Consider the following 23,017-nt stretch of genomic DNA (forward strand, 5'->3'; position numbering starts at 1 on the left):
ACAACCTGAACGGAGCACGAATGCACCTCGCCGCAGCGATTGTCGCCGCCGCCGCTGAGACGGAACACCACGGCAACCCGATGCTGGAGACCCTCCCGGCCTTCATCATCGCCGCCGTCGTCTTCCTGCTGCTGGCACTCGTCACGGCGTCGTACCGCAACGTCTCCAACCGCCACGCCGACCCGGCCGAGGCGCACGCGGATCACGGTCACGCCGATCACGAGACGGGACACGGCCACTAAGGTCGTCCCCGGTGACGGTGCAGGCGAGGCCGCCGAGGATCGGCGTGATGGGTGGGACGTTCGATCCCATCCACCACGGCCACCTCGTGGCCGCCAGCGAGGTGGCGCAGTCCTTCGACCTCGATGAGGTCGTCTTCGTGCCCACCGGCCAGCCCTGGCAGAAGCACGAGGTCTCGCTCGCCGAGCAGCGTTACGAGATGACCGTCATCGCGACCGCGTCGAACCCCCGCTTCACCGTGAGCCGGGTGGACGTCGATCGCGACGGCCTGACCTACACCGTCGACACCCTCCGCGATCTCAAGGCCCAGCGCCCCGACGCCGAGCTCTTCTTCATCACGGGAGCCGACGCCGTGGCGCAGATTCTCAGCTGGAGGGACCACGATGAACTGTGGTCTCTGGCCCACTTCGTGGCCGTCTCCCGTCCCGGGCATGTCCTCGACGTGCAGGGGCTGCCGAGCGGCAACGTGAGCCAGCTCGAGATCCCCGCGCTGGCGATCTCCTCCACCGACTGCCGTGATCGCGTGGCGCGAGGCTTTCCCGTCTGGTACCTCGTGCCGGACGGCGTCGTGCAGTACATCGCGAAGCATCACCTGTATCGGAGCAACGCATGAGCACCCCGGACGAGACGTCGCAGCCGCTGACTCGTCGGCAGCTGCGCGAGCTGAAGCTGACCGGTCAGACCCCGGTGATCTCCGCGCAGGAGATCGAAGACGCCCGCGTGGCCCGCGAGGCCGACGAGGCGCGCGCCGCCGAGGACGCCCGCGCCGCGGAGGAGGCCCGCTCCACCGAGGAGACCCACCTGATCACGGAGGCCGAGGAGGCCGCCGCCCGCGAGGCCCTCGCCGCGGAGGCCGCCGACCCCGCCGAGCCGCTGCCGGCCGAGGAGGCCGAGGAGGCGAACGCCCTGGAGGCCGCCTCCGAGGAGACCTCCGCCCCGCTCCCGTTCGCGGACGTCGACGGCGAGCCTCGCCTCACCCGGCGCGAGATCCGCGAGCAGGAGCGCCTGCGCACCAACCAGTTCTCGGTGATCACCCCCGACCAGGAGGGCGAGGTCGACGGCTCCGCCGAGACCGAGGCCGAGCCCCAGCTCGCGGCCATCGAGACCAAGATCGTCGGCGAGAACGAGACGTCCGTCCTCTACGAGGTCGTCGAGGTTCCGTTCGAGCCGGCCGAGGCGGCGGACGAGCAGCCCGCCGACTCCGAGATCCCGGTCGAGGAGCTCGTCTTCGACGAGGCCCCCGCCGAGGAGCCGGTCGTCGAGACCCCGCACGTGGACGCCCAGTTCGAGGACGCCGTCGAGACGGTGTTCGTCGCGGAGGACATCCCGGCGGAGGCGGCGCAGCAGGATCAGCGCCCGACGGTCGCACCGGAGTTCGGCTCGTCGCTGCTCCAGGCGCCGACGCCGTCGGTGACGACCCCCTCGTTCGAGGACATCCTGTCGCAGGCGGCCGCCGATTCCAGCGGCTCCGCGACGGCCTCCAGCGCGCTGATCCTGGCCACGGACCCTGGCTCGATCCCGCTGTCCGCGCCGATCGACGCCACCGGGGAGATCCTGATCACCCGGACCCATCAGCTTCCCGACGGGTTCGGATCCAGCGGCCACGCCGCGGGGACCACCGACGGCAAGGACGTGGACGTTGTGCTGATCGACGGAGAGATCCCTCTCGCGTCGTCGCCGACTCCGATCGCCGCGAGTGACGCGGTGAGCACTTCGAAGAGCCCGGCGGAGGTGATCCGCCCGCCGGCACCGGAGAAGTCGCACCGCCTCACACTGCTCCTCGGCATCACGGCGGGTGTGCTGGGCATCGCACTCATCGGCGTGGTGGTCGCCGCATTCACAACAGGAGTTCTTGGCTGATGGCCTCTGCCGAATCGCTGGACATGCTCAACATCGCGGCCAACGCCGCGGATGCGAAGGGCGGCGAGGATCTCGTGGCCCTCGACGTCTCCGAGCCGCTGCCCCTTGTCGACACCTTCCTCATCGTCACCGGTCGCAACGAGCGCAACGTCGCCGCGATCGCCGACGAGATCGAGGACAAGCTGCACGAGGGCGGATACAAGCGCCTGCGTCGCGAGGGCCGCGCCGAGTCGCGCTGGGTCCTGCTCGACTTCGGCGACCTCGTTGTGCACGTCTTCCACCAGGAGGAGCGGTCGTTCTACGCGCTCGAGCGCCTGTGGAAGGACTGCCCGACGGTGCCGTTCGAGCTCGCGACGCGCCCGGGTGAGGGCGCGGATTTCACCTCCACCGAGGGCTGATGTAATCTTTCTTTGTTGGTCGAGGCTTCTACTCGGCCAACACCTGGGTCTGTGGCGCAGCTGGTAGCGCACCTGCATGGCATGCAGGGGGTCAGGGGTTCGAGTCCCCTCAGATCCACCAAGAACCCCCGGCGACGGGGGTTTTCAACTGTCGTGGTCCGCCGCGACTCTGGGTCTGTGGCGCAGCTGGTAGCGCACCTGCATGGCATGCAGGGGGTCAGGGGTTCGAGTCCCCTCAGATCCACCAAGAGCCCCCGGGAGACCGGGGGCTTTCTTCGTGCGCGGATCGTTCGGCGGACGGAAGGATCCCGACGCATCCCACCACACCGGCGTGGAGCCGGCGGAAAGGTGCGGGTCCGTATGGTGAAAAGCCCCGAACAAGGAGAGATGTGTTCCGCACACCCCTGAGCCTCTTCCGCACGCTCGCAATCGCCGAGGTCTTCTCCTGGACCCTGCTCATCGGCGCGCTGATCCTGCGTGCCACCGCCGACCTGCGCATCGCGGTGAGCATCGCGGGCGGCATCCACGGGTTCGTCTTCCTCGCGTACGGCGCCACCGCGGTGCTCGTGGCGATGAACCAGCGCTGGCGCGTCGGCCCGACCGTCATCGCGATCGTCAGCGCCGTCATCCCCTACGCCACCGTTCCGACGGAGAGGTGGCTGCAGCGCACGGGACGGCTTGAGGGCCCCTGGCGCCTCGAGGAGACGGCCGATCCGCGCGACCGCCGGCCCCTGGATCGCCTGCTGCGCGCCGTCCTCCGCCGACCGCAGCTGCTCGGGATCCTGCTCGTTCTCGCGGTCGTCCTCGTCTTCGTGGTGCTCCTCATCGTCGGGCCCCCGGGCGGAAGAGGCTGACGGGAACCGGGCGCAGCGGGCGTGGTCGCAGGGCCGCGCCATGCGACCGGCATTTCGCGGGCCCGCGCGGATCGTTTATCGTCGCCCTCATCGACTACCTCGAAGAGAGAGGGCCATCAGGATGAGCGACGCGCACGCCGGGATCGTCTGGAACCCCACCAAGACCACCCGTGAGGCACTCGAGACCGCACTCGCCGAGCAGTTCGACGGACGGGTCTCCTGGTTCGAGACCACCGAGGACGACCCCGGCCAGGCCGCCACGCAGCAGGCCCTCGACGAGGGAGTCGACGTCGTCTTCGCCGCCGGCGGCGACGGGACCGTGCGCGCCGTGGCCGAGGGGCTCGCGGTGCGGGAATCGGAGGTCGAGCTGGGGATCATCCCGCTCGGCACGGGCAACCTGCTGGCCCGCAACCTCGGCCTGCCGCTGAACGACCCCGCCGCGGCGTTCGCTCGCGCATTCGAGGGCAACGCCCGGCCGATCGACCTGGGATGGGTCGAGACGTCGCTTCCCGAGGGGACCCACCGGCACGCGTTCACCGTGATGGCGGGATTCGGGATGGACGCCCACATGATCACCGAGACCGACGAGTCGCTGAAGGACAAGGCGGGCTGGCTCGCGTACGTCGAATCGCTCGGGCGGGCCGTCGCGGCCAGCGAGGTCATCGACCTCCGCCTCGCGTTCGACGGCGGTGCGACGGAGGAGCAGAAGGCGCACACCCTGATCGTCGGGAACTGCGGCAGCCTGCAGGCCGGGGTCACGCTCCTGCCGGACGCCGATCCCGGAGACGGGGAGCTCGACGTGCTCATCCTCCACGCGGACGGGCTCGCCGGGTGGGTGGAGACGCTGCGCACCATGATGTGGGACAACGGGCTGCGCCGGCTTCTGCGTACGGGCGACGAGGATCAGCGCGCGCAGAGCACGGACTCCACGACCCATCGCCGGATCACGGCGCTGACGATCGAGCTCGACGAGCCTCGGGTCTTCGAGGTGGACGGCGACGACCTCGGCCTGACCACGCGCATCGACATCAGCGTGCAGCCGGGAGCCGTCCGCATCCGCTGACGCGCGCGATCAACGGGGCGAGCGCGCGATGATCACGGCTCACCCGGTCGTCGTGTCCAGCCGCGCGTCAGAAGTCGTAGGGCGCCCCATAGGGCTGCAGTTGGTCACCCGTGTCCCGCGGGTCGAAGGGGACGGTCTCCACAGAGAAGACCACTTGCGCGGTGGCGGTGATCAGCACGCTGACCGCGCGGTTCCCGACGACGGTGAAGTCGACGAACCGTCCGCCGGCCTGCATCGCGTCCTCGATCCGCGCCTTCAGGTCGTCCAAATCCTGCCCTTGGGCAAGGAAGGAGCCGACACCGTTCACCGCCACCTCAGTCCGAACCATCGTGTCGACGTCGCTCATGCAGACGAGCCTACGGAGCGCGGTCGGCGTGGGAGAGGGGGTTGCAGGTTCGCCGACGATGTGGGACGCAGACGGTGTCGGACCGCGCCGGTGTGGCGGCGCACTCATGGTCAAGCCCTACGGGGCGAGGTCGCGCACCGCAACCCCGTAGGCACAGCGGATGCGGCGGGCCAGAATCCTTGCAGGAGGAAAAGCCATGCCGGAATCTGAGAACACGTCACTCACGGTCGCGATCGTCGGTGCCACGGGCAATGTCGGCACGGCGCTGCTTCACGCGCTGCGCGGCGAGGAGCGGGTCGGTGAGGTCGTGGGGATCGCACGTCGCGCGCCCGACGTCGAGTCGGCACCGTACGACCGCGCCCGCTGGGACCTGATAGACATCGCCGCCCCGGCGCTCGATGCCGCGGGCGAGGACCTGATCATCGATCGCCTCGCGGCCGCCTTCGCCGGCGTCGACACCGTTGTGCACCTCGCGTGGCTGATCCAGCCGAACCACGACCGCGACCTCATGCGGCGGGCCAACGTCGAGGGCACGCGCCGGGTCGCCGAGGCGTGCCTGCGCGCGGGCGTGAACCACCTGGTGTGCGCATCCTCGGTCGGGGCGTACACGGGCGTCCACGACGACTCGCCGCGCGACGAGTCCTGGCCCACCGAGGGGATCCCGACGGCGCACTACTCGGTCGACAAGGCCGCGCAGGAACGCGTTCTGGATGACGCCGAGCAGCGCGGCCTCTCGGTCGCGCGTGTGCGCCCGGCGCTTGTGTTCGACGGCGACGCGGGAGCGGAGATCACTCGGCTGTTCGTCGGCGCCCTGGTGCCGCCCGCCCTGCTGCGGCCGGGCGCGCTGCCCGTGCTGCCCCTGCCCGCCGGGATCCGGCTGCAGGTCGTGCACGGGGCGGACCTCGCCGACGCCTACCGGCGGATCATCGTGCGGCGGGCGACCGGTGCGTTCAACATCGCGACCGAGCCTGTGCTCCGTGCCTCGGACCTCGCCGCCGTGCTGAGCCACGGCCGGCACATGGACGTCCCCGCCCGCGCCCTGCGTCCCCTGCTGCACGCCGCCTGGCGCACACACGCCGTCGCGGCCGACCCGGGGTGGCTGGACATGGCGATGACGGCGCCCCTCATGGACACCACCCGCGCGCAGCGCGAGCTCGAGTGGCAGCCGCGCCGCACCGCCCAGGAGGCGCTCCAGGAGCTGCTCACGGCGATGGCCGACGGCCAGGGCGCCGACAGCGCGCCGCTGCGACCCCGCGCGCAGTGGCCGCAGGATCAGGTGCCGCCGGGGGAGTCCACCCCCGACGGGGCCGTCCAGCCACCCCGGGAGTCGTCGGGCCATCGGGTGCCCGCCGACCTCGAGCGCGACATCCTGGGGCTCTACCTCTCGGACCACCTCACCGGGGCGACCGCGGGCGTCGACCGTCTCCGACGGATGGCCACGGCGTACGCCGACACCGACATGGGGCCGGACCTCGCCCGCGTGGCGCGCGAGGTGGCCGAGGAGCGCCAGTTCCTCAAGGAGCTCATCTCGAGCCTCGAGCTGCGCCGCCGCCCGTATCGGCAGGCCGCCGCCTGGCTCGCCGAGAAGGCGGGGCGGCTCAAGACCAACGGCCGGCCGCTCGGATCCCCGATGACACCGGTGCTCGAGCTCGAGGTGATGCGGAGTGCCGTCATGGGCAAGCTCGGTGCCTGGCAGACCCTCACGGATCTGGCGCCGGACCTCGGCCTGCCCCGGCAGGTGTTCGTGGATCTCGCGGACCGCACCCGGGAGCAGGCCACGATCCTCGAGCGGCTGCATGCCCACGTGGCACCCGAGGCCTTCCGTACCGGCACCGTCGACTGAGGCCGAGCGGCCGCGCTCCCCGAGAGGGGAGTAGCGTGCAGAGGTGACGGACGAGCGGATGGACGCCAATGGGCGGCGCGTGCTGGCAGTGGCGATCCTGGCGTCGTTCGTCGCCTTCCTCGACGGGGCGATCGTCAACGTCGCTCTGCCGGCCATCCGCGCCGAGCTCGGCGGCGGGCTCGCCGGTCAGCAGTGGGTGGTCAACGCCTACCTCGTGACGCTGGGAGCGCTGATCCTGGTCGCCGGATCCCTCAGCGACCTGCACGGACGCAAGGTGATCCTGCGCGTCGGGCTGATCGGCTTCCTGCTGACGTCGGTGGCGATCGCCGCGGCGCCGACCATCGAGTTCGCCATCGCGGCGCGGGCGCTGCAGGGGATCGCGGGTGCGCTGCTCGTGCCGAGCTCGCTCGCCCTGATCACGACCCACTTCGGCGAGGCGACGCGGGGGCGCGCCATCGGCGCCTGGACGGCGGCGACGAGCGCGGCGATGCTGGTGGCCCCGCTGATCGGCGGGCTGTTCATCGACCTCGCCTCCTGGCGGTGGGCGTTCCTCATCAACGTGCTGCCCATCGGCGTGACGCTCTGGCTGCTGGCGGGCCTGCAGACGCCGGACGTGCGCCGCCCCGGCGCCCGGGTCGACCTGATCGCCTCCGCCCTGTGCGCCCTCGGCCTCGGCGGCGTGGTGTTCGGCCTCATCGAGGGGTCGCGCCTCGGGTGGGGCGACCCGCTGGTGCTCGGGGCCGTCATCGTCGGCGCCGCGCTCTTCGCCGCGTTCCTGCTGCGCGAGCGCCGGTCGCCCGAGCCGGTGATGCCGCTCGAGCTGTTCCGGATCCGCAACTTCTGGGCCGGCAACCTCGCGACCACCTTCATCTACGCGGCGCTCGCCCTGAACGGATTCGCGGTGGTCGTCTTCCTGCAGGAGACCGCCGGGTTCCCGGCGACCCTGGCCGGGGCCGCGTCGCTTCCGATCACCGTGATCATGATCCTGGGGTCGTCGGCGATCGGACGGTGGGCGGATCGGATCGGACCGCGCCTGTTCATGACGGCGGGGCCGGCCATCATGGCCGTGGGGGCGGCCCTGCTGCTGACAGCGGGCGATCCGTTCGACTACTGGCTGCAGATGCTGCCCGGAGTCGTGCTGCTCGGCGTTGGTCTGACGGTCACCGTGAGCCCGCTCACGAGCGCGGTGCTCGGGTCCGTCGAGGACGGCCGCGAGGGGATCGCCTCCGCCGTGAACAACGCCGTCTCGCGCGTCGCCGGCCTGCTTGTGGTCGCGGTGATCGCGCTGATCGCGGGCGGCGATCTCACCCTGCAGGGCTTCCACCGCACAGCGATCGCGACGGCGGTGCTGTTCGCGGCGGGGGCGATCGCGTCGTGGGCGGGGATCCGCAACAGCCCGCGCGCCTGACCGCCTGCGCGCCCGACCGGTCGCCGCACCGGCCGGCGGGTGGAAGCGCTCTCCAATATTCCGCCGCCGCAACCGGGGGCCTGTCAGCCGCACGCGAGTAATGTGTGGCGAGCCGGTCTCCCGCCGTACTCGCAGCCGAATGCGGGGGAGAGCACCGGAATCCCCAGGTCACGACCCCGGTTCGCCGGGCACTCCGGCGTTCGCGCTGCCCTGGGCCGCCTCGACCGCTTCGCGCCCATACGGAACCTGCTATGTCCTCCAACCTCACGACGGGCCGCCCGTGGCGCGTCATCCTGGCCTTCTCCATCCCCCTGCTGCTGGGCAACGTCGTCCAGCAGCTGTACCAGTTCGTCGACTCGATCGTCGTGGGGCGCCAGCTGGGCGTCGATTCGCTGGCGGCCGTGGGCGCCACCGGCTCGCTGCTGTTCCTGCTGATCGGCTTCGCGTGGGGTCTCACCTCGGGCTTCGCGATCCCGACGGCGCAGGCGTTCGGGGCGCGCGACTACGACGCCGTGGGGCGCTCGGTCGCGGCGGGCACGATCCTCACGGGCCTCACGAGCGTCATCATCACGGTCGGCGGCGCGGCGCTGGCCGGGCCGCTGCTCGAGCTGCTCGCGACGCCGCCGGAACTCCTGCCCGAGGCCACGATCTTCACCCAGGTGAGCTTCCTCGGCGGCACCGCCACCATGTTCTTCAACCAGCTCTCGGCGATCATCCGCGCGATCGGCGACTCGCGGACGCCGCTGGTGTTCCTGGCCGTCGCCTGCGGCCTGAACGTGGGCCTCGTGATCCTGTTCGTCGGCCCGCTGCAGCTCGGGGTCGCGGGCGCGGCGCTGGCGACCGTCGTCTCCCAGGGCGTGTCGGTGGTGCTGTGTCTTGTGTACGTCTGGCGGAAGGTGCCGGCCCTGCACGTGCACCGCGCCCAGTGGCGCGTGCGGCGCGAGGATCTGGCCGAGCACCTGCGCCTCGGCCTGCCGATGGGCTTCCAGGCGTCGATCATCGCCATCGGCACGATCACGGTGCAGGTAGCTCTCAACAACCTCGGCTCCGAGGCGGTGGCCTCGTACACAACCGCTGCGCGCGTCGACAGCCTCGCGCTGACCTTCCTCAACTCGCTGGGGCTCGCGGCCTCGGTGTATGCCGCGCAGAACCTCGGCGCCCGCCGCCCGGATCGCATCCGCCGCGGCGTCATCGAGGCGCTCTGGATGGCGGTCATCGCCGCGGTGATCCTGGGCGCCCTGCTCGTCGCCTTCGGTGAGCAGATGGTGCGGATCTTCGTGGGCGAGGGATCGGATCACATGGTCGCCCAGGCGCATCAGATGCTCGTCATCAACGGCGTCGCCTACTGGGTGCTCGGCATCCTGTTCGTGCTGCGCGGCGCCCTGCAGGGCCTCGGCCACGCGCTGATCCCCACGGTCACGGGCGCGATCGAGCTCGTCGCGCGCGTGGCGGCGGCGATCGTGCTGGGCGCGGTGTTCGGCTTCGTGGGCGTCGCAGCCGCGAACCCGCTGGCGTGGATCGGGGCGGTGTGCGTGCTGATCCCCGCCTACCTGCACGCGCATCGTCAGCTCTCGAAGCTCCCGGTCACGCCCGAGGTGCCCACCGAGACCTCGACCATCGCCGTGGTCGGCCCGACCGACGGATCCATGGTGGTCGACGCGGTGGTCACCGCGCCGATCCCGGTCATCACGCCCCGCCGGAAGCTCAGCCTGCGTCGTCGCTGACGTCGTCGTCCTCGTCGGGCCGGGGCGTGCCGCATCGCAGGCACCTCGCGCCCTGCTCGACGAAGGCGCCGCACTCGGGGCACACACGCCCGAGCCAGCAGACGGGATCGCCACTCATCGCGCGCCGTCGCGCCGCGTGGTCGGGCGATCGGTGACGCGGCGCGCCCGGACGAGCGCCGGTGCGACGGGAGGCCCGGTCACGCTCACGCGCTCCGAAGCACCTTGTCCATGGTCTTGCCGCGCGCGAGCTCGTCGACCAGCTTGTCCAGATAGCGGATGCGCTGCATCAGAGGGTCCTCGATCTCCTCGACCCGCATGCCGCAGATCACGCCCGTGATCCGCGAGGCGAGCGGGTTGAGCTCGGCCTCGGCGAAGAAGTCGCGGAACGAGGTGCCGGCGTCGAGGTGCGTCCGCAGCTCGCGCTCGGTGTAGCCCGTGAGCCACGTGATCACCTCGTCGAGCTCGGCCGTGGTGCGACCCTTCCGCTCGAGCTTCTTCTCGTACAGCGGGTAGACCTTCGACACGGCCATGTCGAAGGCGCGCTGCTGGTTCATCGCCGCCCTGTCCACGCTCGCGAGTGTACGCCGAGCACCCGTCCGTGGCACCGGGGCCGATGTGACGGGAACGCGCCGAGCGGATTTGACGCGGCGGGGATCTTCGCTACCTTTGCCAGGCGAGCCTAACTTAGGTTCACCTAACTGACGCCGTCGACCTCGGAGGACCGTCCCCATGCCTTCAGCCCAGCCCGCCGGAAACCGGACAGCGCCATCGGTGCACGACACCACAGCGCTGCTGCGCACCGAGACCGCCGGGCTGTACGCCGGCGCCGTGCACGCCGTCGTGGACGACGTCGCCGGGCGCTTCGAGGCGGTGCGTCAGCCGTTCTCGGGGGCGAGCCGGAGCGAACTGCAGACGCTCGTCGACGCCGTGGATCTCGATGGCCCGGCACGCGGGACCGAGGCGGCCCTGCACGAGACGGCCGAGCTGTACGCGACCCACGCGGTGTGGTTCCACGACCCCGCGTACCTCGCCCACCTGAACTGCCCCGTCGCCATCCCGGCGGTGGCCACCGAGGCGATGCTGGCCGCGATCAACACCTCGGTGGACACCTACGACCAGTCGGCGGTGGCGACGCTGATTGAGCAGCGCCTGATCGAGTGGACGGCATCGCGCATCGGGTTCGGCCTGGGGCACCCGCAGGGTGCGGACGGCGTCTTCACCTCGGGGGGCACGCAGTCGAACTTCCAGGCCATGTTCCTCGCCCGGCAGAAGGCGCGCGCCGCGGGTGCGCCGCTCGAGCGCCTGCGCATCCTCGCCACGGCCGCCAGCCACTTCAGCGTCGCGAAGTCGGCGCTGCTGCTCGGCCTCGCCGACGACGCCGTGGTCGAGGTCGCGGTCGACGGCACCGGCCGGATGCGGCCGGACGCCCTGGCCGCCGCCCTGACCGACCTCGCTGCCGCCGGCGACACGGCCATGGCGGTGGTCGCGACGGCCGGGACCACCGACCGGGGGCGCATCGACCCGCTCGCGCCGATCGCCGACGTCTGCGAGCGTGCCGGCACCTGGTTGCACGTGGACGCCGCCTACGGGGGTGGCCTGCTGGTCGCGCCGCGCCGGCGCCACCTGCTCGACGGCATCGAACGCGCACGCTCGGTGACCGTCGACTTCCACAAGACGTTCTTCCAGCCGGTGTCCTCGAGCGCCCTGATCGTCCGGGAGCGCGAGGATCTCCTTCCGGTGGCCTGGCACGCCGACTACCTCAACCCGCTCGAGAACCTCGAGCCCAACCAGGTCGACAAGTCGCTGCAGACCACCCGCCGTTTCGATGCTCTGAAGCTCTGGACGACCCTGCGGGCGCTGGGCGCCGACGGCATCGGAGCGATGGTCGATGCGATCTGCGATCTGACCGAGCGGGTGCACGCGGTCGTCGCTGCCGACGAGGACTTCACGCTGGTCGCCCCCACCGACATCTCGACCGTGCTGTTCCGGTACGAGCCGCGGGGTCTCGACCCGCGGCATGCGGACGCGCTGGTGGCGCAGATCCGTCGTGTGCTGTTCGATTCGGGGCGCGCGCTCGTGGCGAAGACCGTCATCGACGGCCGCCCCACACTGAAGCTGACGCTGCTGAACCCCGATGTCAGCCTCGAGCAGGTGCGGGCCGTGCTGGAGCTCGTCCGCACCGCGGCGCAGGGGATCCTCGCCGGCGAGCAGCTGCTGGGCGACGACACCCCGCCCTGCCGCACCGCCGCTCACCCGCGCCTGCATCGGACGCGGGCCGAGGACGTCGCCGTGGGCCGGGCCGGAGCGGAGGTCGCGCGATGACCGTCACCCACGACCTGCTCGGAATCGGGATCGGCCCGTTCAACCTCGGACTCGCGGCCCTGGCCGACCCGCTTCCGGACGTCGACGCGATCTTCCTCGACCAGGCCGACGAGTTCCGCTGGCACCCCGGGATGATGATCGAGGGCGCCACCATCCAGGTGCCGTTCCTGGCGGATCTCGTCACCATGGCCGATCCGACGTCGCCCTACTCGTTCCTCGCGTTCCTCAAGGACCAGGGGCGGCTGTACCCGTTCTACATCCGGGAGTCGTTCTTCCCGCTGCGTGCCGAGTACGACGCCTACTGCCGGTGGGTCGCCGCGCGACTGGACACCCTGCGATGGGGGAGGCGCGTGACCGCCGTCGAGCACGACGGCGACGCCTGGGTGGTCACGGCCCTCACCGCCGACGGGGCGGAGATCCACCGGGCCCGGCACCTGGTGCTCGGCACCGGCACCGCACCGCGCCTTCCCGCCCCGCTGGCAGAGCTCGCGGCGGCGGCTCCCGACCGCGTTGTGCACACGGCCGACTACCTGCCCCACCGCGCAGGGCTGGCGGCCTCGGGCGCCGTGACGGTCGTGGGGAGCGGACAGTCGGCCGCCGAGGTCTACCGCGACCTGCTCGAGACGATCCACGAAGGCGGCTACCGCCTGGACTGGGTGACCCGATCGCCGAGGTTCTTCCCGATGGAGTACACCAAGCTCACGCTCGAGATGACCTCTCCTGAGTACACCGACCACTACCACGCGCTTCCCGAGGAGCTGCGTGACCGACTCGGCCGCGAGCAGCGCAGCCTGTACAAGGGCATCAGCGCCGAGCTGGTCGACGACATCCACGACACGCTGTACCGGAAGTCGGCACTCGGCCGCGAGGTGCCGACCACGCTGATGACGGACGTGGAGGTGATCTCCGGTCGTGTGGAGGGCGACGACATCGTCCTCACGCTGCGGCACGGGCAGACCGGCCGGACCGCCGAGCATCGCACGCGCACGGTCGTCGCCGCCACGGGCTATGGATCCGGCATCCCCGGTTTCCTCGATCCGGTGCGGGAGAGGATCAACCTCGACGCGGCCGGCCGCTTCGCGGTCACCCGCGACTACACCGTGGACGACAGCCGCACCCTGCACGTGGTCAACGGCGAGGAGCACACGCACGGGGTCACCGCCCCCGACCTCGGGTTCGGCGCGTGGCGGAACGCCACCATCCTCGCGAACGTGACGGGGCGCGAGCCGTACGCGATCGAGCGCTCCATCGCCTTCCAGACCTTCGGCCTTCCCGAAGGGTCGGGCCTGCCCGCGCCCGCCCCCGCGGTGCGCGAGCGGGAGGTCGTCCGATGACGTTCACCACGGATACCGCCCTCGGATCGATCACCGTCGAGCCGGTGGACGCGGGCCGCGACGCCGCCCTGCTGCAGTGCTGGCTCTCCCACCCGGCGTCGGCCTTCTGGCAGATGGGGCACCTGTCCGTCGACGAGGTGCGCCGGTACCTCGCCGACATCGCCGCGGATCCGCACCAGGCGGCGTGGCTGGGCCGGGTGAACGGCGACTCCGTCTTCTTCCTGGAGACCTACGACCCGCGGCATGTGCTGCTCCCCGCCGTCTTCGAGGCGCGCCCGGGCGACCTCGGCATGCACTTCCTCGTCGCGCCGCGCGCGAAGGGTGCGGCGGCGCGCCACGGGCTGACCGACGCCGCCTTCACCGCCGTCCTGCGCTTCTGCCTGACCGACGCCCCGGGCGCGCGCGGAGCGCTGCGGGTCGTCGTCGAGCCGGACGTGCGCAACACGGCGATCGCGGCGAAGAACGCGGCGGCCGGCTTCCGGGTGCAGGGCGAGGTCGAGCTCGCGGGCAAGCGCGCCGCCCTCTCGCTCTGCACCCGAGAGGACTTCGGGGCGTCGCCGCTCGGGGCCGGCGCGCCGCTGGCGACCCACCTGAGGCCCCACCTGGCCGACCGCGCCCATCGCCACCTGGTGGCGAAGGCGATCGCCGAGCTCACCCACGAGCGACTGCTGCTTCCCTCCCGCGTCGACGGCGCTCCGGCGGAGGCGGCGGCGACGCACCCGGAGGCACGCGAGTACACGCTCCTAGCGGGGGAGGCGACATACCGCTTCCGTGCACGACGCCTGCGGCTGGAGCACTGGGTCATCGACGAGGCATCGATCACCCGCACGGTCGCGGGTGACGCCCGGCCCATCGACGCCCTGGAGGTCGTCACCGACCTCCAGGCCGTCCTCGGCATCCCCGAGCAGCTGCTGCCCGTCTACCTCGAGGAGCTGTCGGCGACCTTCGCCGCCGCCTGCGCGAAGCTCGAGCGCGAGGCGAGCGGCGCGACCCCGGGATCGGCCGCGCTGGCGGGCCTCCTCACCGATCCGGCGGTCGCTCCGGCCGCGGCGTTCCAAGCCGCCGAGGCCGCGATGTCGGAGGGCCACCCCGGATTCCTCGCCAACAACGGCCGGATCGGGTTCTCGCTGAGCGACTACGAGCGGTACGCCCCGGAGCGGGCCGCCCGCATCCGCCTGGTGTGGCTCGCCGCGCGTCGGGAGCACACCCAGCTCGCGCTCTCGGCCGATCAGACGGAGGAGGCGCTCTACGGCGCCGAGCTCACGGCCGCCGATCGCACGGCCTTCGCGGCCCGGCTCGTCGAGCGCGGGCTGGAGCCGGCCGACTACGTCTATCTGCCGGTGCATCCCTGGCAGTGGGACCATCGCGTCGCGGTCACCTTCGCCGCCGACGTCGCCCGCGGCGACCTCGTGCCCGTGGGACCGAGCTGCGATGAGTACCAGCCGCAGCAGTCGATCCGGACCTTCCTCAACCGCACGCGACCCGGGCGGCACTACGTGAAGGTGGCCCTGGCGATCCAGAACATGGGCTTCCTGAGGGGGCTGTCGCCCGCCTACATGCGCGCGACGCCCGCGATCAACGACTGGGTCGCCGAGACCGTGCACGGCGACGAGACGCTGCGACGCTCGGGCTTCGGCGTGCTGCGGGAGCTCGCCGCCGTCGGGTACACGGGAGACGCGTACCACCGCACGCCCTCGCCGAATCCGTACCGCAAGATGCTCGCCGCGCTGTGGCGGGAGTCGCCCCTGCCGCGGCTGGCCGACGGAGAGCGCGTGGTCACGATGGCCGCGCTGCTGCACCGCGACGCGGCCGGCATCGCGCTGGTCACCGAGCTGGTGCGGACGTCCGGCCTGGGCGCCGCCGACTGGGTGCGCGGCTACCTCGACGCCTACCTGTACCCGCTTGTGCACTGCCTGCTGGCGCACGAGCTGGCCTTCATGCCGCACGGCGAGAACCTGATCCTCGTGCTGCGCGACGGTGCGGTGCGCCGGGCGTTCGTCAAGGACATCGGCGAGGAGATCGCCGTCGTCGGGGATCGTCCGCTGCCCGAGGGCATCGAGCGCGTCCGCGCCGTGGTGCCCGATGAGGAGCGCGCCCTGGCGATCTTCACCGACGTGTTCGACGGGGTGCTGCGTCACGTCGCCGCGATCCTCGCCACCGATGGCGTCCTGCCGGAGCAGACGTTCTGGTCACTCGTGGCCGAGACGATCGACCGGCATCGCGCCGAGCACCCGGGGCTCGTCACCGGGGTCGACCTCCGCGCCGCGACGTTCGCGCATTCGTGCCTGAACCGTCTGCAGCTGCGCAACACGCTGCAGATGGTCGACCTGACCGACCAGTCGGGATCGCTCATCTACGCGGGCGAGATGGCGAATCCGGTCGCCGCCCGCGAGCCCGCGATGGTGACGGCGTGAGGTTCGAGCTCTTCCGAGACGACCTCGGCGTGCCCCACCTGCGGGCCGGCTCCGAACTCGCGCTCGCCTACGGTCAGGGCTGGGTGACGGCGCGCGACCGCGGCTGGCAGGTCGAGGTCGACCGCTGGCGCGCCGAGGGACGCCTGGCCGAGCGGATCGGATCGGCGGGGCTGGTGTGGGACCGGTTCGCCGCCCGGGTCCGGCTCGCGGACACCGCGCGGCGGGTGCACGCGGCGCTGGCCGAACCGGATCGCGCGTGGCTGGCGGCCTACACCGCGGGGGTGAACGCGGGTCTGGCGGGCCTGCGCACCGCGGAGGAGGACGCACTCGACGCGCACTTCGGGCCCGGCCCCGTGCGCACCCCCTGGCCGGACTGGGCGCCGATCGGGGTGTTCCTCGTGGCGCACGTCCTGTTCAGCGGCTTCCCCCACGTGCTGTGGCGCGATCACGTGGCGCGCCACCTGGGCGCGGACGCCGTCGCCTGGTTCGACGACGCGGGTCCCGCCTCGGGCTCGAACGCCTGGGCCATCGCACGGTCGGCCTCCGGCGCACCGCTGATCGCCGGAGACCCGCACCGGCTGCTGGAGCTGCCCGGCGTCTACCAGCAGGTGCGGCTCGCCTGCCCCGACTACGACGTCATCGGGCTCGCCTTCCCCGGCGTGCCCGGCGTGCAGCACTTCGGGCACACGGGCGAGGCCGCCTGGGGGATCACGAACGCGATCGCCCACCACGTCGAGGTGTTCGCCGAGCGCCTGACCGCGGGATCGGCCGAGGGACCGGACGGACCGGAGCCCACGGCGACCGGGCGCCAGAGGATCATCGTGCGCGGCGCGGAGACCGTCGAGGAGACCTGGATCGAGACGGCGCGGGGCCCGGTGATCGCCGGCGACCTCGCGGGGGAGGCGTGGTCGATCCGCTGGCCCGTGCGCGAGACGTCAGACGCCGGGGTGCCCGCCTGGCGCGCCCTGCTGCGTGCCCGCAGCGCGCGGGACGTGGCCCGCGCCTTCGGCGACTGGGTCGACCCCGTCAACCGGGTGCTGGCCGCCGATCGCGAGGAGGTGCTCTCGCTGACGGCGGGCCGGCTCGCCGCCCGCGCCCGCGGCGAGCGCGTCCTCCCCACCCCCGCGTGGACCGAGGACGCGCACCCGCGCCCGTGGGTGGCGCTGCGCCCATCCGTCGTGGTCGCGCAGCACCATGTCGACGCGAACGAGCGGCCCGCCGATCCGGCGCAGGACCTCGGATGGCGCTACGCCCCGCACCGCGCCGATCGCCTGCGGACGCTGCTGGCCGACGGGGCCCCGGGAGGCGAGACGCCCGCGTCGCAGCACCGCCTGCACGCCGACATCACGCACCGGGGTGCCGCCGGACTCGTCGCGCTGCTTCCCCCGGGCGACGCCGCCGCCGACCGCCTGCGGGCGTGGGTGGCGTGCGGGGCGCGCATGGACGCGGCCTCCGGCGGGGCCGCGCAGTTCGCCGCCTACCGGCACGCGCTCGTCGCCCGGGTCGCGGCCGACCCCCGGCTCGCCCCGCTCGCCGACCCACACCCGTATGGCGAGATCTTCGATCCGTGGTTCTCGGTGCGCACCCATGTCGCCGAGGCGCTGCCCGCCCTGCTGGAGGCGCTGCACGGCGAGGCATCGCGCCGGGCCCTGGCGGCGGACGCCCTCGCCGAGGCCGCCGCGCAGCCGACCTGGGGAGCGACGCATCGCCTGCACGCGCTGCATGCCCTCGCCGACGTGTCGGGCCTGCCGGGAGACGCGGTGCCGTCCGTCCCGCCGGTGCCGCTGTCGGGGGACTCCGACACGCCGTGGTGCACGGCGTCGGCGCCGGGCGTCACCGATCGGTCGTGGCGGGGCAGCGTCGCGCGCTGGATCTGGGACCTCGACGATCGCGACGCGAGCCGCTGGGGAGTGCCCTTCGGCGCGTCCGGCGACCCCGCATCGCCCCACTTCGACGATCAGCTGGCCACCTGGGCCCGGGCCGGCACCGCGCCCGTGGTCACGGACTGGCGACGGCTCCACCCCGATACGGAGACACCCGGATGACCCTGCTGCGCACCGGCCCCCGCGGCGCCGAGCTCTTCCGCGTGACCTCCGGCGATGCGACGGTCACCGTCCACGCCCTCGATCCCGACGCAGACGCCGACCTGCTGCATCGCTGGGTGACCCGCCCGACCGCCGTGTTCTGGGGGATGGGGCACCTGAGCCGCGACGAGGTGCGCGACACGTACGCCTTCGTCGAGACGCTTCCCTCTCACCACGCCTACCTCGTGCGCTGGAACGGCGAGCCCGTGGTGCTCCTGCAGGCCTACGACCCGCACGACGACCCCGTCTCGACCGCATACGACGTCCGGCCGGGCGACATCGGGCTGCACTTCTTCCTCGGAGAACGCGGCCCGGGAGGCGCCGGCCTCTGGCGGGTGCTCGGCCCCGCCATGATCGGGTTCCTGCTGTCGGGCGCGGACGCCCGCCGGCTCGTCGCCGAACCGGACGCCCGCAACGCCGCCGCGGTCGCGCGCGTGCGCGCGGTCGGCTTCGAACCCGGGCCGCGCGTCCGGTTCGACTCGGCCCACGGCCCGAAGGACGCCCAGCTCGTCTTCCTCACCCGCGAACGCGCCGAGGAGCTCGCCGCGCGCGCGGGATGAGGCCGGCCGGCGCTCAGGCGCGGGGCGCCGCCAGCGGATCCGGGGCGTACCGCTCGGTCAGCCGCGCGAGGTCCGCATCGGTCACGCCGATCGAGGAGAGGTAGGGGCGGACGCCGCCGTGGGTCTCCTCGATCCAGGACAGGGCGTCGAGAAGGGCTGGGGCGGGGCTGCGGGTGATGATCTCGACGAGCGTGTCGGTGATCGGGATCCGGAACCGCCGCACCTTCCGCATCATCCGGTCGGCCCACTCGCCCGCGAGGTTGGTCTCGGTGAGGGCGTAGTCGGCGACGACCTGGTCCACGGGCGTCCCGATCGCGAGCAGCGTCAGCGCGACCACCAGCCCCGAGCGGTCCTTCCCCGCGGTGCAGTGCACAACGACGGGGCCGTCGGCGTCGGCGATCGCCCGGATCGCCTCGCCGAGCGAGTCCCCGTAGTCGGCGAGCAGGGTGCGGTAGACGTCGCTCAGCTCCAGAGTCGACGCCTCGGAGGACGGGGTCCCCGCGTCGATCGGGATGCGGATCAGCTCGGCGCCGACCCCTCGGATCCGGTCGCGCCCGCCGATGCGCACGTCCCACCTGCCGCGCAGGTCGATCACCCGCGAGATCCCGAGGAGACGCAGCGCCGCCCGTCCCGCCCGCGTCACGCGGTGAAGGGCGTCCGAGCGGTAGAGCGTGCCGGGGCGGGCCGGCAGCACCTCGCGGAAGTTGTAGGTGCCAGGGATGTCGATGCGCACGGACGCCAGACTACGGGGGCCGGTCAGACGGGGCGGATGCTCAGTCTGACCACGGCGGATAGGCGGCGATGGGCGTGGGCTTTCGCGCCACGGAGGAGTGCGGCGAAGCGGGGCGAGCGGGCTCCGTGTCCGGAGCCGCGGTGGCGCGACGGAATCGGCGCCCCGTGATCTCGTGCGGCGTGATGCGCACCACGTACGGCTTCTCCTCGGGCTGGTCGCTGATGAGGCGATCGGCGCCCGCGGCGAGGATCGCGGCGTCTGCCACCACACGGGACGCGGTGCCGTGCACAACGACGCTCCACATCACGGTGTCGTCCTCGCCGTCGAGCTCCAGGGCCACCTCCGGATGGGCGACGATGCTGCGCAGCTTGCTGCCGGGCGCCGTCCGGACGTAGAGGTTGCCCTTGTGCGGGAGATAGTTCAGCGGGAAGACGTCGGGCGTGCCGTCCCCGCGCACCACCGCGAGGCGCGCGAAGTCGTCACCGTCGATCAGGCGCCAGCACTCCGAGACGGACAGCGTCTCGATGCCGAAAGCGGGCACGGATCCGGTTCCACTCATGCCCCCCAGTGAAGGGCAAACACCCGCACAGCGGAAGGGGGCGAGCGCCGGACCCGCGCCGTCGCGGCGGTGCGGGGTTAGCCTGGGGGAGACGAAAAGAGGTGCCATGGCGACGAAGCCTCCCACCCAGGACATCGACGAGTCGAAGCTGCGCATCGGCGCACGCGAGACCAGCGCCGTCGGAGTCCCGGCCGTGATGCACGCACTCAAGATCTCCTTCGAGCAGATGGGCGTTGTGCGCAGCGCCCGGACGCTGCTGCGGGTCAACCAGAAGGACGGCTTCGACTGCCCCGGCTGCGCGTGGCCGGAAGAGGATCGCCGCCACGCCGCCGAGTTCTGCGAGAACGGTGCGAAGGCCGTCGCCGAGGAGGCGACCATCCGCCGTGTCGAGCCCGCGTTCTTCGCCCAGCACAGCCTCGACGAGCTGAGGGAGCGCGACGACTACTGGCTCGGCCAGCAGGGGCGCCTGACCACGCCGATGCTGCTGGAGGAGGGCGGAACCCACTACCGCCCGATCAGCTGGGATGCGGCGCTGCACGAGATCGCGACCGCGCTGCGCGAACTCGACGACCCGAACGAGGCGGTCTTCTACACCTCGGGCCGCACGTCGAACGAGGCCGCCTTCCTGTACCAGCTGCTGGTGCGCGGTCTCGGCACGAACAACCTGCCCGACTGCTCGAACATGTGCCACGAGTCGAGCGGCTCCGCTCTCACCGAGACGATCGGGATCGGCAAGGGGACGGTGTCGATCACCGACATCCACGAGGCGGATCTGCTGATCGTCGCGGGTCAGAACCCGGGAACGAACCACCCCCGCATGCTGAGCGCCCTCGAGAAGGCGAAGGAGAACGGCGCGACGATCATCGCCGTGAACCCGCTGCCGGAGGCGGGCCTGCTGCAGTTCAAGAACCCGCAGACGCCCAAGGGCGTGCTGCTGGGCGGCACCAAGCTCGCCGACGACTTCGTACAGATCCGTCTCGGCGGCGATCAGGCGCTGTTCCAGGCGGTCGGGAAGCACCTGCTCGAGGCCGAGCAGCGCGAGGGCGCCGTGATCGATCACGGCTTCATCCAGCAGCACACGGCAGGCTTCGCCGACTACGCCGCGCACGTCGCGGACCTCCCGTGGGCCGACCTCGAGGTCGCCACCGGGCTCACCGAGAAGCGCCTGCGCGAGGTGGGCGACGCGGTGCGCCGGTCGAAGGCCACCATCGTCTGCTGGGCGATGGGGCTCACGCAGCACAAGCACTCGGTGCCCATGCTGCGCGACATCGTCAACGTCCTGCTGCTGCAGGGCAACTTCGGCCGACCGGGCGCGGGCGTGTGCCCGGTGCGCGGCCACTCGAACGTCCAGGGCGATCGCACCGTGGGCATCTACGAGAAGCCGGCCGAGGCGTTCCTCGCCGCGCTCGACACCGAGTTCGGCTTCACCGCGCCCCGCGCGCACGGCTACGACACCGTCGAGGCGATCCGCGCCATGCGCGACGGCCGCGTCCGGGTCTTCATGGGCATGGGCGGGAACTTCGTCAGCGCCACCCCCGACACCCGTGTCGTCGAGCAGGGGATGTCGAACGTCGGGCTCACGGTGCAGGTGTCGACCAAGCTCAACCGCTCGCACGTTGTGCACGGGCGCCGGGCGATCATCCTGCCGACCCTCGGCCGCACCGACCGCGACCGCCGAGGCGGGGTCGACCAGCGGGTCAGCGTCGAGGATTCGATGGGCGCCGTGCACAGCTCGCGCGGCCGGCTCGCGCCCCCGTCCGAGGACCTGCTGAGCGAGGTCGCGATCCTCGCCCGCCTCTGCGAGCTGGTGTTCGCGGATCGGCCTGCGGCGCCGCGCGCCGACTGGCGAGACCTCGAGACCGACTACGCGGCGATCCGCGGGCACATCTCGCGCGTCATCCCGGGCTTCGAGGACTACGACAAGCGGATCGACAAGGGGCGGACGTTCTTCCTCCCCAACGGCCCGCGCGACGAGCGGCGCTTCACAACGCACAACGGCAAGGCGAACTTCACCGTCAACCCGCTCGAGTACCCGGTGATCCCGGAGGGCCGCCTGCTGCTGCAGACCCTGCGGTCGCACGATCAGTACAACACCACGATCTACGGCAAGGACGACCGCTACCGCGGCATCCACGACGGTCGCCGGGTGGTGCTCATCCACCGCGATGACATCCGCGAACTGGGCTTCGCCGAGGGGGAGATGGTCGATCTCGTCTCCGAGTGGAACGGGCCTGAGGGCCTCGAGGAGCGCCGGGCGGAGGAGTTCCGGCTGGTGCCGTACGACACGCCGCGCCGCAACGCCGCGGCCTACTACCCCGAGACGAACGTGCTCGTGCCCCTCGATTCGACGGCCGATGTGAGCGGCACACCGACCTCGAAGGCCGTGGTCGTGCGCCTCGAGAAGCGGCCCTGATGGGAAGGATCACGCAGCGTCGTCCCGTGGTGCGCATCGCGCTCGACGGGGCCACGACGCGCCGCCCCGACACCCTCGCCGTCGAGGAGCCGCTCGAGATCCGCGTGGCGGGCGATCCTCTTGCCGTCACCATGCGCACGCCCGGCCACGACGTCGAGCTGGCGGCGGGCTTCCTCGTCTCGGAGGGCGTTGTCAGCCGCGGATCGGACTTCCGTTCGGCGATCCACTGCGGCGGCCCCGGAACGGGCGGCGCCGAGAACACCTACAACGTGCTCGACGTGGCGCTCGGCCCGGGTGTCGCGCTCCCGAGCCCCGACGTCGCCCGCAACTTCTACACCACCTCGTCGTGCGGGGTGTGCGGCAAGGCGAGCATCGAGGCCGTGCAGACCGTCTCGTCCTACTCGGTCGCCGAGGACGACGTGCGGGTCCCGGTGGAGCGGCTCGCGGCGTTCCCCGACGCGCTGCGCGCCCACCAGGCGGTGTTCGACAAGACGGGCGGGCTGCACGCGGCCGGGCTGTTCGACGCCGAGACCGGAGAGCTCGTGGTGCTCCGCGAGGACGTCGGGCGCCACAACGCGGTCGACAAGGTCGTCGGGTGGGCCGTACTGAACGACCGCCTGCCGCTGCGGCGCCACGTGCTTATGGTGTCGGGCCGGGCCAGCTTCGAGCTGGTGCAGAAGGCCGCGATGGCGGGCATCCCCGTGCTCGCGGCCGTGTCGGCGCCCTCGTCGCTCGCCGTCGAGCTCGCCGAGGAGCAGGGGATCACCCTGGTCGGGTTCCTGCGGGGCACGACCATGAACGTCTACGCGGGCGCCGAGCGGATCGTTGTGCCGGCGGTCGCCGGCGTCTGACGCGCCGCCCG

General features: G+C 72.1%; 20 protein-coding genes and 2 tRNA genes. 18 read left to right on the forward strand and 4 right to left on the reverse strand.

What is annotated here, in order from left to right; genetic code table 11:
* Positions 1-20 precede the first annotated feature (20 nt).
* The 8 genes from ACOKGD_RS07135 to ACOKGD_RS07170 all read left to right on the forward strand — a co-directional run bounded on the left by ACOKGD_RS07135 (position 21) and on the right by ACOKGD_RS07170 (position 4,415).
* A complete protein-coding gene (locus ACOKGD_RS07135) occupies positions 21-242 on the forward strand; it encodes a hypothetical protein (protein WP_342334851.1) in 222 nt (73 codons plus the stop codon).
* Positions 243-253: 11 nt separating this feature from the next.
* Positions 254-853: a nicotinate-nucleotide adenylyltransferase gene (gene nadD / locus ACOKGD_RS07140; protein ID WP_342334850.1), complete on the forward strand. Its 600-nt coding sequence runs from the start codon at positions 254-256 to the stop codon at positions 851-853.
* The gene (locus ACOKGD_RS07145) at positions 850-2,100 is read left to right on the forward strand and encodes a hypothetical protein (RefSeq protein WP_342334849.1); all 1,251 of its coding nucleotides are present in this window, start codon (positions 850-852) and stop codon (positions 2,098-2,100) included. The genes nadD and ACOKGD_RS07145 overlap by 4 nt, the downstream gene beginning before the upstream one ends.
* Entirely contained in the window at positions 2,100-2,498 is a 399-nt protein-coding gene (gene rsfS, locus ACOKGD_RS07150; protein WP_421355104.1) for a ribosome silencing factor, read from the forward strand. The genes ACOKGD_RS07145 and rsfS overlap by 1 nt, the downstream gene beginning before the upstream one ends.
* A 45-nt stretch (positions 2,499-2,543) precedes the next feature.
* Positions 2,544-2,619: transfer RNA gene (locus ACOKGD_RS07155), tRNA-Ala, on the forward strand.
* A gap of 50 nt (positions 2,620-2,669) precedes the next feature.
* Positions 2,670-2,745: transfer RNA gene (locus tag ACOKGD_RS07160), tRNA-Ala, on the forward strand.
* Positions 2,746-2,887: 142 nt separating this feature from the next.
* Positions 2,888-3,352 carry a DUF3817 domain-containing protein gene (locus ACOKGD_RS07165; RefSeq protein ID WP_342334848.1) on the forward strand — a complete coding sequence of 155 codons (465 nt, stop codon included), beginning with the start codon at positions 2,888-2,890 and terminating at the stop codon, positions 3,350-3,352.
* Between the two features lie 121 nt (positions 3,353-3,473).
* Complete coding sequence (locus ACOKGD_RS07170; protein ID WP_342334847.1) at positions 3,474-4,415, forward strand: diacylglycerol/lipid kinase family protein; 942 nt, start codon at positions 3,474-3,476, stop codon at positions 4,413-4,415.
* Between the two features lie 67 nt (positions 4,416-4,482).
* Here ACOKGD_RS07170 and ACOKGD_RS07175 read toward each other — a convergent pair whose 3' ends face one another.
* Positions 4,483-4,761: a hypothetical protein gene (locus ACOKGD_RS07175; protein ID WP_342334846.1), complete on the reverse strand. Its 279-nt coding sequence runs from the start codon at positions 4,759-4,761 to the stop codon at positions 4,483-4,485.
* A 196-nt stretch (positions 4,762-4,957) separates the two neighbouring features.
* Between ACOKGD_RS07175 and ACOKGD_RS07180 the strand changes: the two genes are divergently transcribed.
* The 3 genes from ACOKGD_RS07180 (at position 4,958) to ACOKGD_RS07190 (ending at position 9,736) form a co-directional block, all read left to right on the forward strand.
* Positions 4,958-6,604, forward strand: coding sequence for an NAD-dependent epimerase/dehydratase family protein (locus ACOKGD_RS07180; protein WP_342334845.1), 1,647 nt, complete (start codon positions 4,958-4,960; stop codon positions 6,602-6,604).
* A gap of 58 nt (positions 6,605-6,662) precedes the next feature.
* Positions 6,663-8,012: an MFS transporter gene (locus ACOKGD_RS07185; protein WP_342335527.1), complete on the forward strand. Its 1,350-nt coding sequence runs from the start codon at positions 6,663-6,665 to the stop codon at positions 8,010-8,012.
* 251 nt (positions 8,013-8,263) lie between these two features.
* Positions 8,264-9,736, forward strand: a complete 1,473-nt coding sequence (locus ACOKGD_RS07190) for an MATE family efflux transporter (protein ID WP_342334844.1) — start codon at positions 8,264-8,266, stop codon at positions 9,734-9,736.
* Positions 9,737-9,939: 203 nt separating this feature from the next.
* On the opposite strand, the gene ACOKGD_RS07195 is transcribed toward ACOKGD_RS07190, so the two are convergent.
* Positions 9,940-10,290 (reverse strand): DUF2200 domain-containing protein, encoded by a 351-nt coding sequence (locus tag ACOKGD_RS07195; protein WP_421355116.1) that lies wholly within the window; start codon positions 10,288-10,290, stop codon positions 9,940-9,942.
* A gap of 175 nt (positions 10,291-10,465) precedes the next feature.
* Between ACOKGD_RS07195 and ACOKGD_RS07200 the strand changes: the two genes are divergently transcribed.
* The 5 genes from ACOKGD_RS07200 to ACOKGD_RS07220 are packed head-to-tail and all read left to right on the forward strand — an operon-like array spanning position 10,466 to position 18,450.
* The gene (locus ACOKGD_RS07200; protein ID WP_421355105.1) at positions 10,466-12,058 is read left to right on the forward strand and encodes a pyridoxal phosphate-dependent decarboxylase family protein; all 1,593 of its coding nucleotides are present in this window, start codon (positions 10,466-10,468) and stop codon (positions 12,056-12,058) included.
* Entirely contained in the window at positions 12,055-13,392 is a 1,338-nt protein-coding gene (locus tag ACOKGD_RS07205; protein WP_342334842.1) for a lysine N(6)-hydroxylase/L-ornithine N(5)-oxygenase family protein, read from the forward strand. Before ACOKGD_RS07200 ends, ACOKGD_RS07205 begins: the two co-directional genes overlap by 4 nt.
* Positions 13,389-15,806, forward strand: coding sequence for a GNAT family N-acetyltransferase (locus ACOKGD_RS07210; RefSeq protein ID WP_342334841.1), 2,418 nt, complete (start codon positions 13,389-13,391; stop codon positions 15,804-15,806). The genes ACOKGD_RS07205 and ACOKGD_RS07210 overlap by 4 nt, the downstream gene beginning before the upstream one ends.
* Complete coding sequence (locus ACOKGD_RS07215; protein ID WP_342334840.1) at positions 15,803-17,851, forward strand: penicillin acylase family protein; 2,049 nt, start codon at positions 15,803-15,805, stop codon at positions 17,849-17,851. Before ACOKGD_RS07210 ends, ACOKGD_RS07215 begins: the two co-directional genes overlap by 4 nt.
* Positions 17,848-18,450: a GNAT family N-acetyltransferase gene (locus tag ACOKGD_RS07220; protein WP_342334839.1), complete on the forward strand. Its 603-nt coding sequence runs from the start codon at positions 17,848-17,850 to the stop codon at positions 18,448-18,450. Before ACOKGD_RS07215 ends, ACOKGD_RS07220 begins: the two co-directional genes overlap by 4 nt.
* 13 nt (positions 18,451-18,463) lie before the next feature.
* On the opposite strand, the gene ACOKGD_RS07225 is transcribed toward ACOKGD_RS07220, so the two are convergent.
* Positions 18,464-19,183, reverse strand: a complete 720-nt coding sequence (locus ACOKGD_RS07225) for a tyrosine-protein phosphatase (protein WP_342334838.1) — start codon at positions 19,181-19,183, stop codon at positions 18,464-18,466.
* A gap of 40 nt (positions 19,184-19,223) precedes the next feature.
* The gene (locus ACOKGD_RS07230; protein ID WP_342334837.1) at positions 19,224-19,742 is read right to left on the reverse strand and encodes a pyridoxamine 5'-phosphate oxidase family protein; all 519 of its coding nucleotides are present in this window, start codon (positions 19,740-19,742) and stop codon (positions 19,224-19,226) included.
* A 106-nt stretch (positions 19,743-19,848) separates the two neighbouring features.
* Between ACOKGD_RS07230 and ACOKGD_RS07235 the strand changes: the two genes are divergently transcribed.
* Complete coding sequence (locus ACOKGD_RS07235; RefSeq protein WP_342334836.1) at positions 19,849-22,155, forward strand: FdhF/YdeP family oxidoreductase; 2,307 nt, start codon at positions 19,849-19,851, stop codon at positions 22,153-22,155.
* The gene (gene fdhD / locus ACOKGD_RS07240) at positions 22,155-23,006 is read left to right on the forward strand and encodes a formate dehydrogenase accessory sulfurtransferase FdhD (RefSeq protein ID WP_342334835.1); all 852 of its coding nucleotides are present in this window, start codon (positions 22,155-22,157) and stop codon (positions 23,004-23,006) included. Before ACOKGD_RS07235 ends, fdhD begins: the two co-directional genes overlap by 1 nt.
* Positions 23,007-23,017: the final 11 nt, after the last annotated feature.

The organism is Microbacterium phosphatis (assembly GCF_049177115.1).
GTDB lineage: Bacteria > Actinomycetota > Actinomycetes > Actinomycetales > Microbacteriaceae > Microbacterium > Microbacterium phosphatis.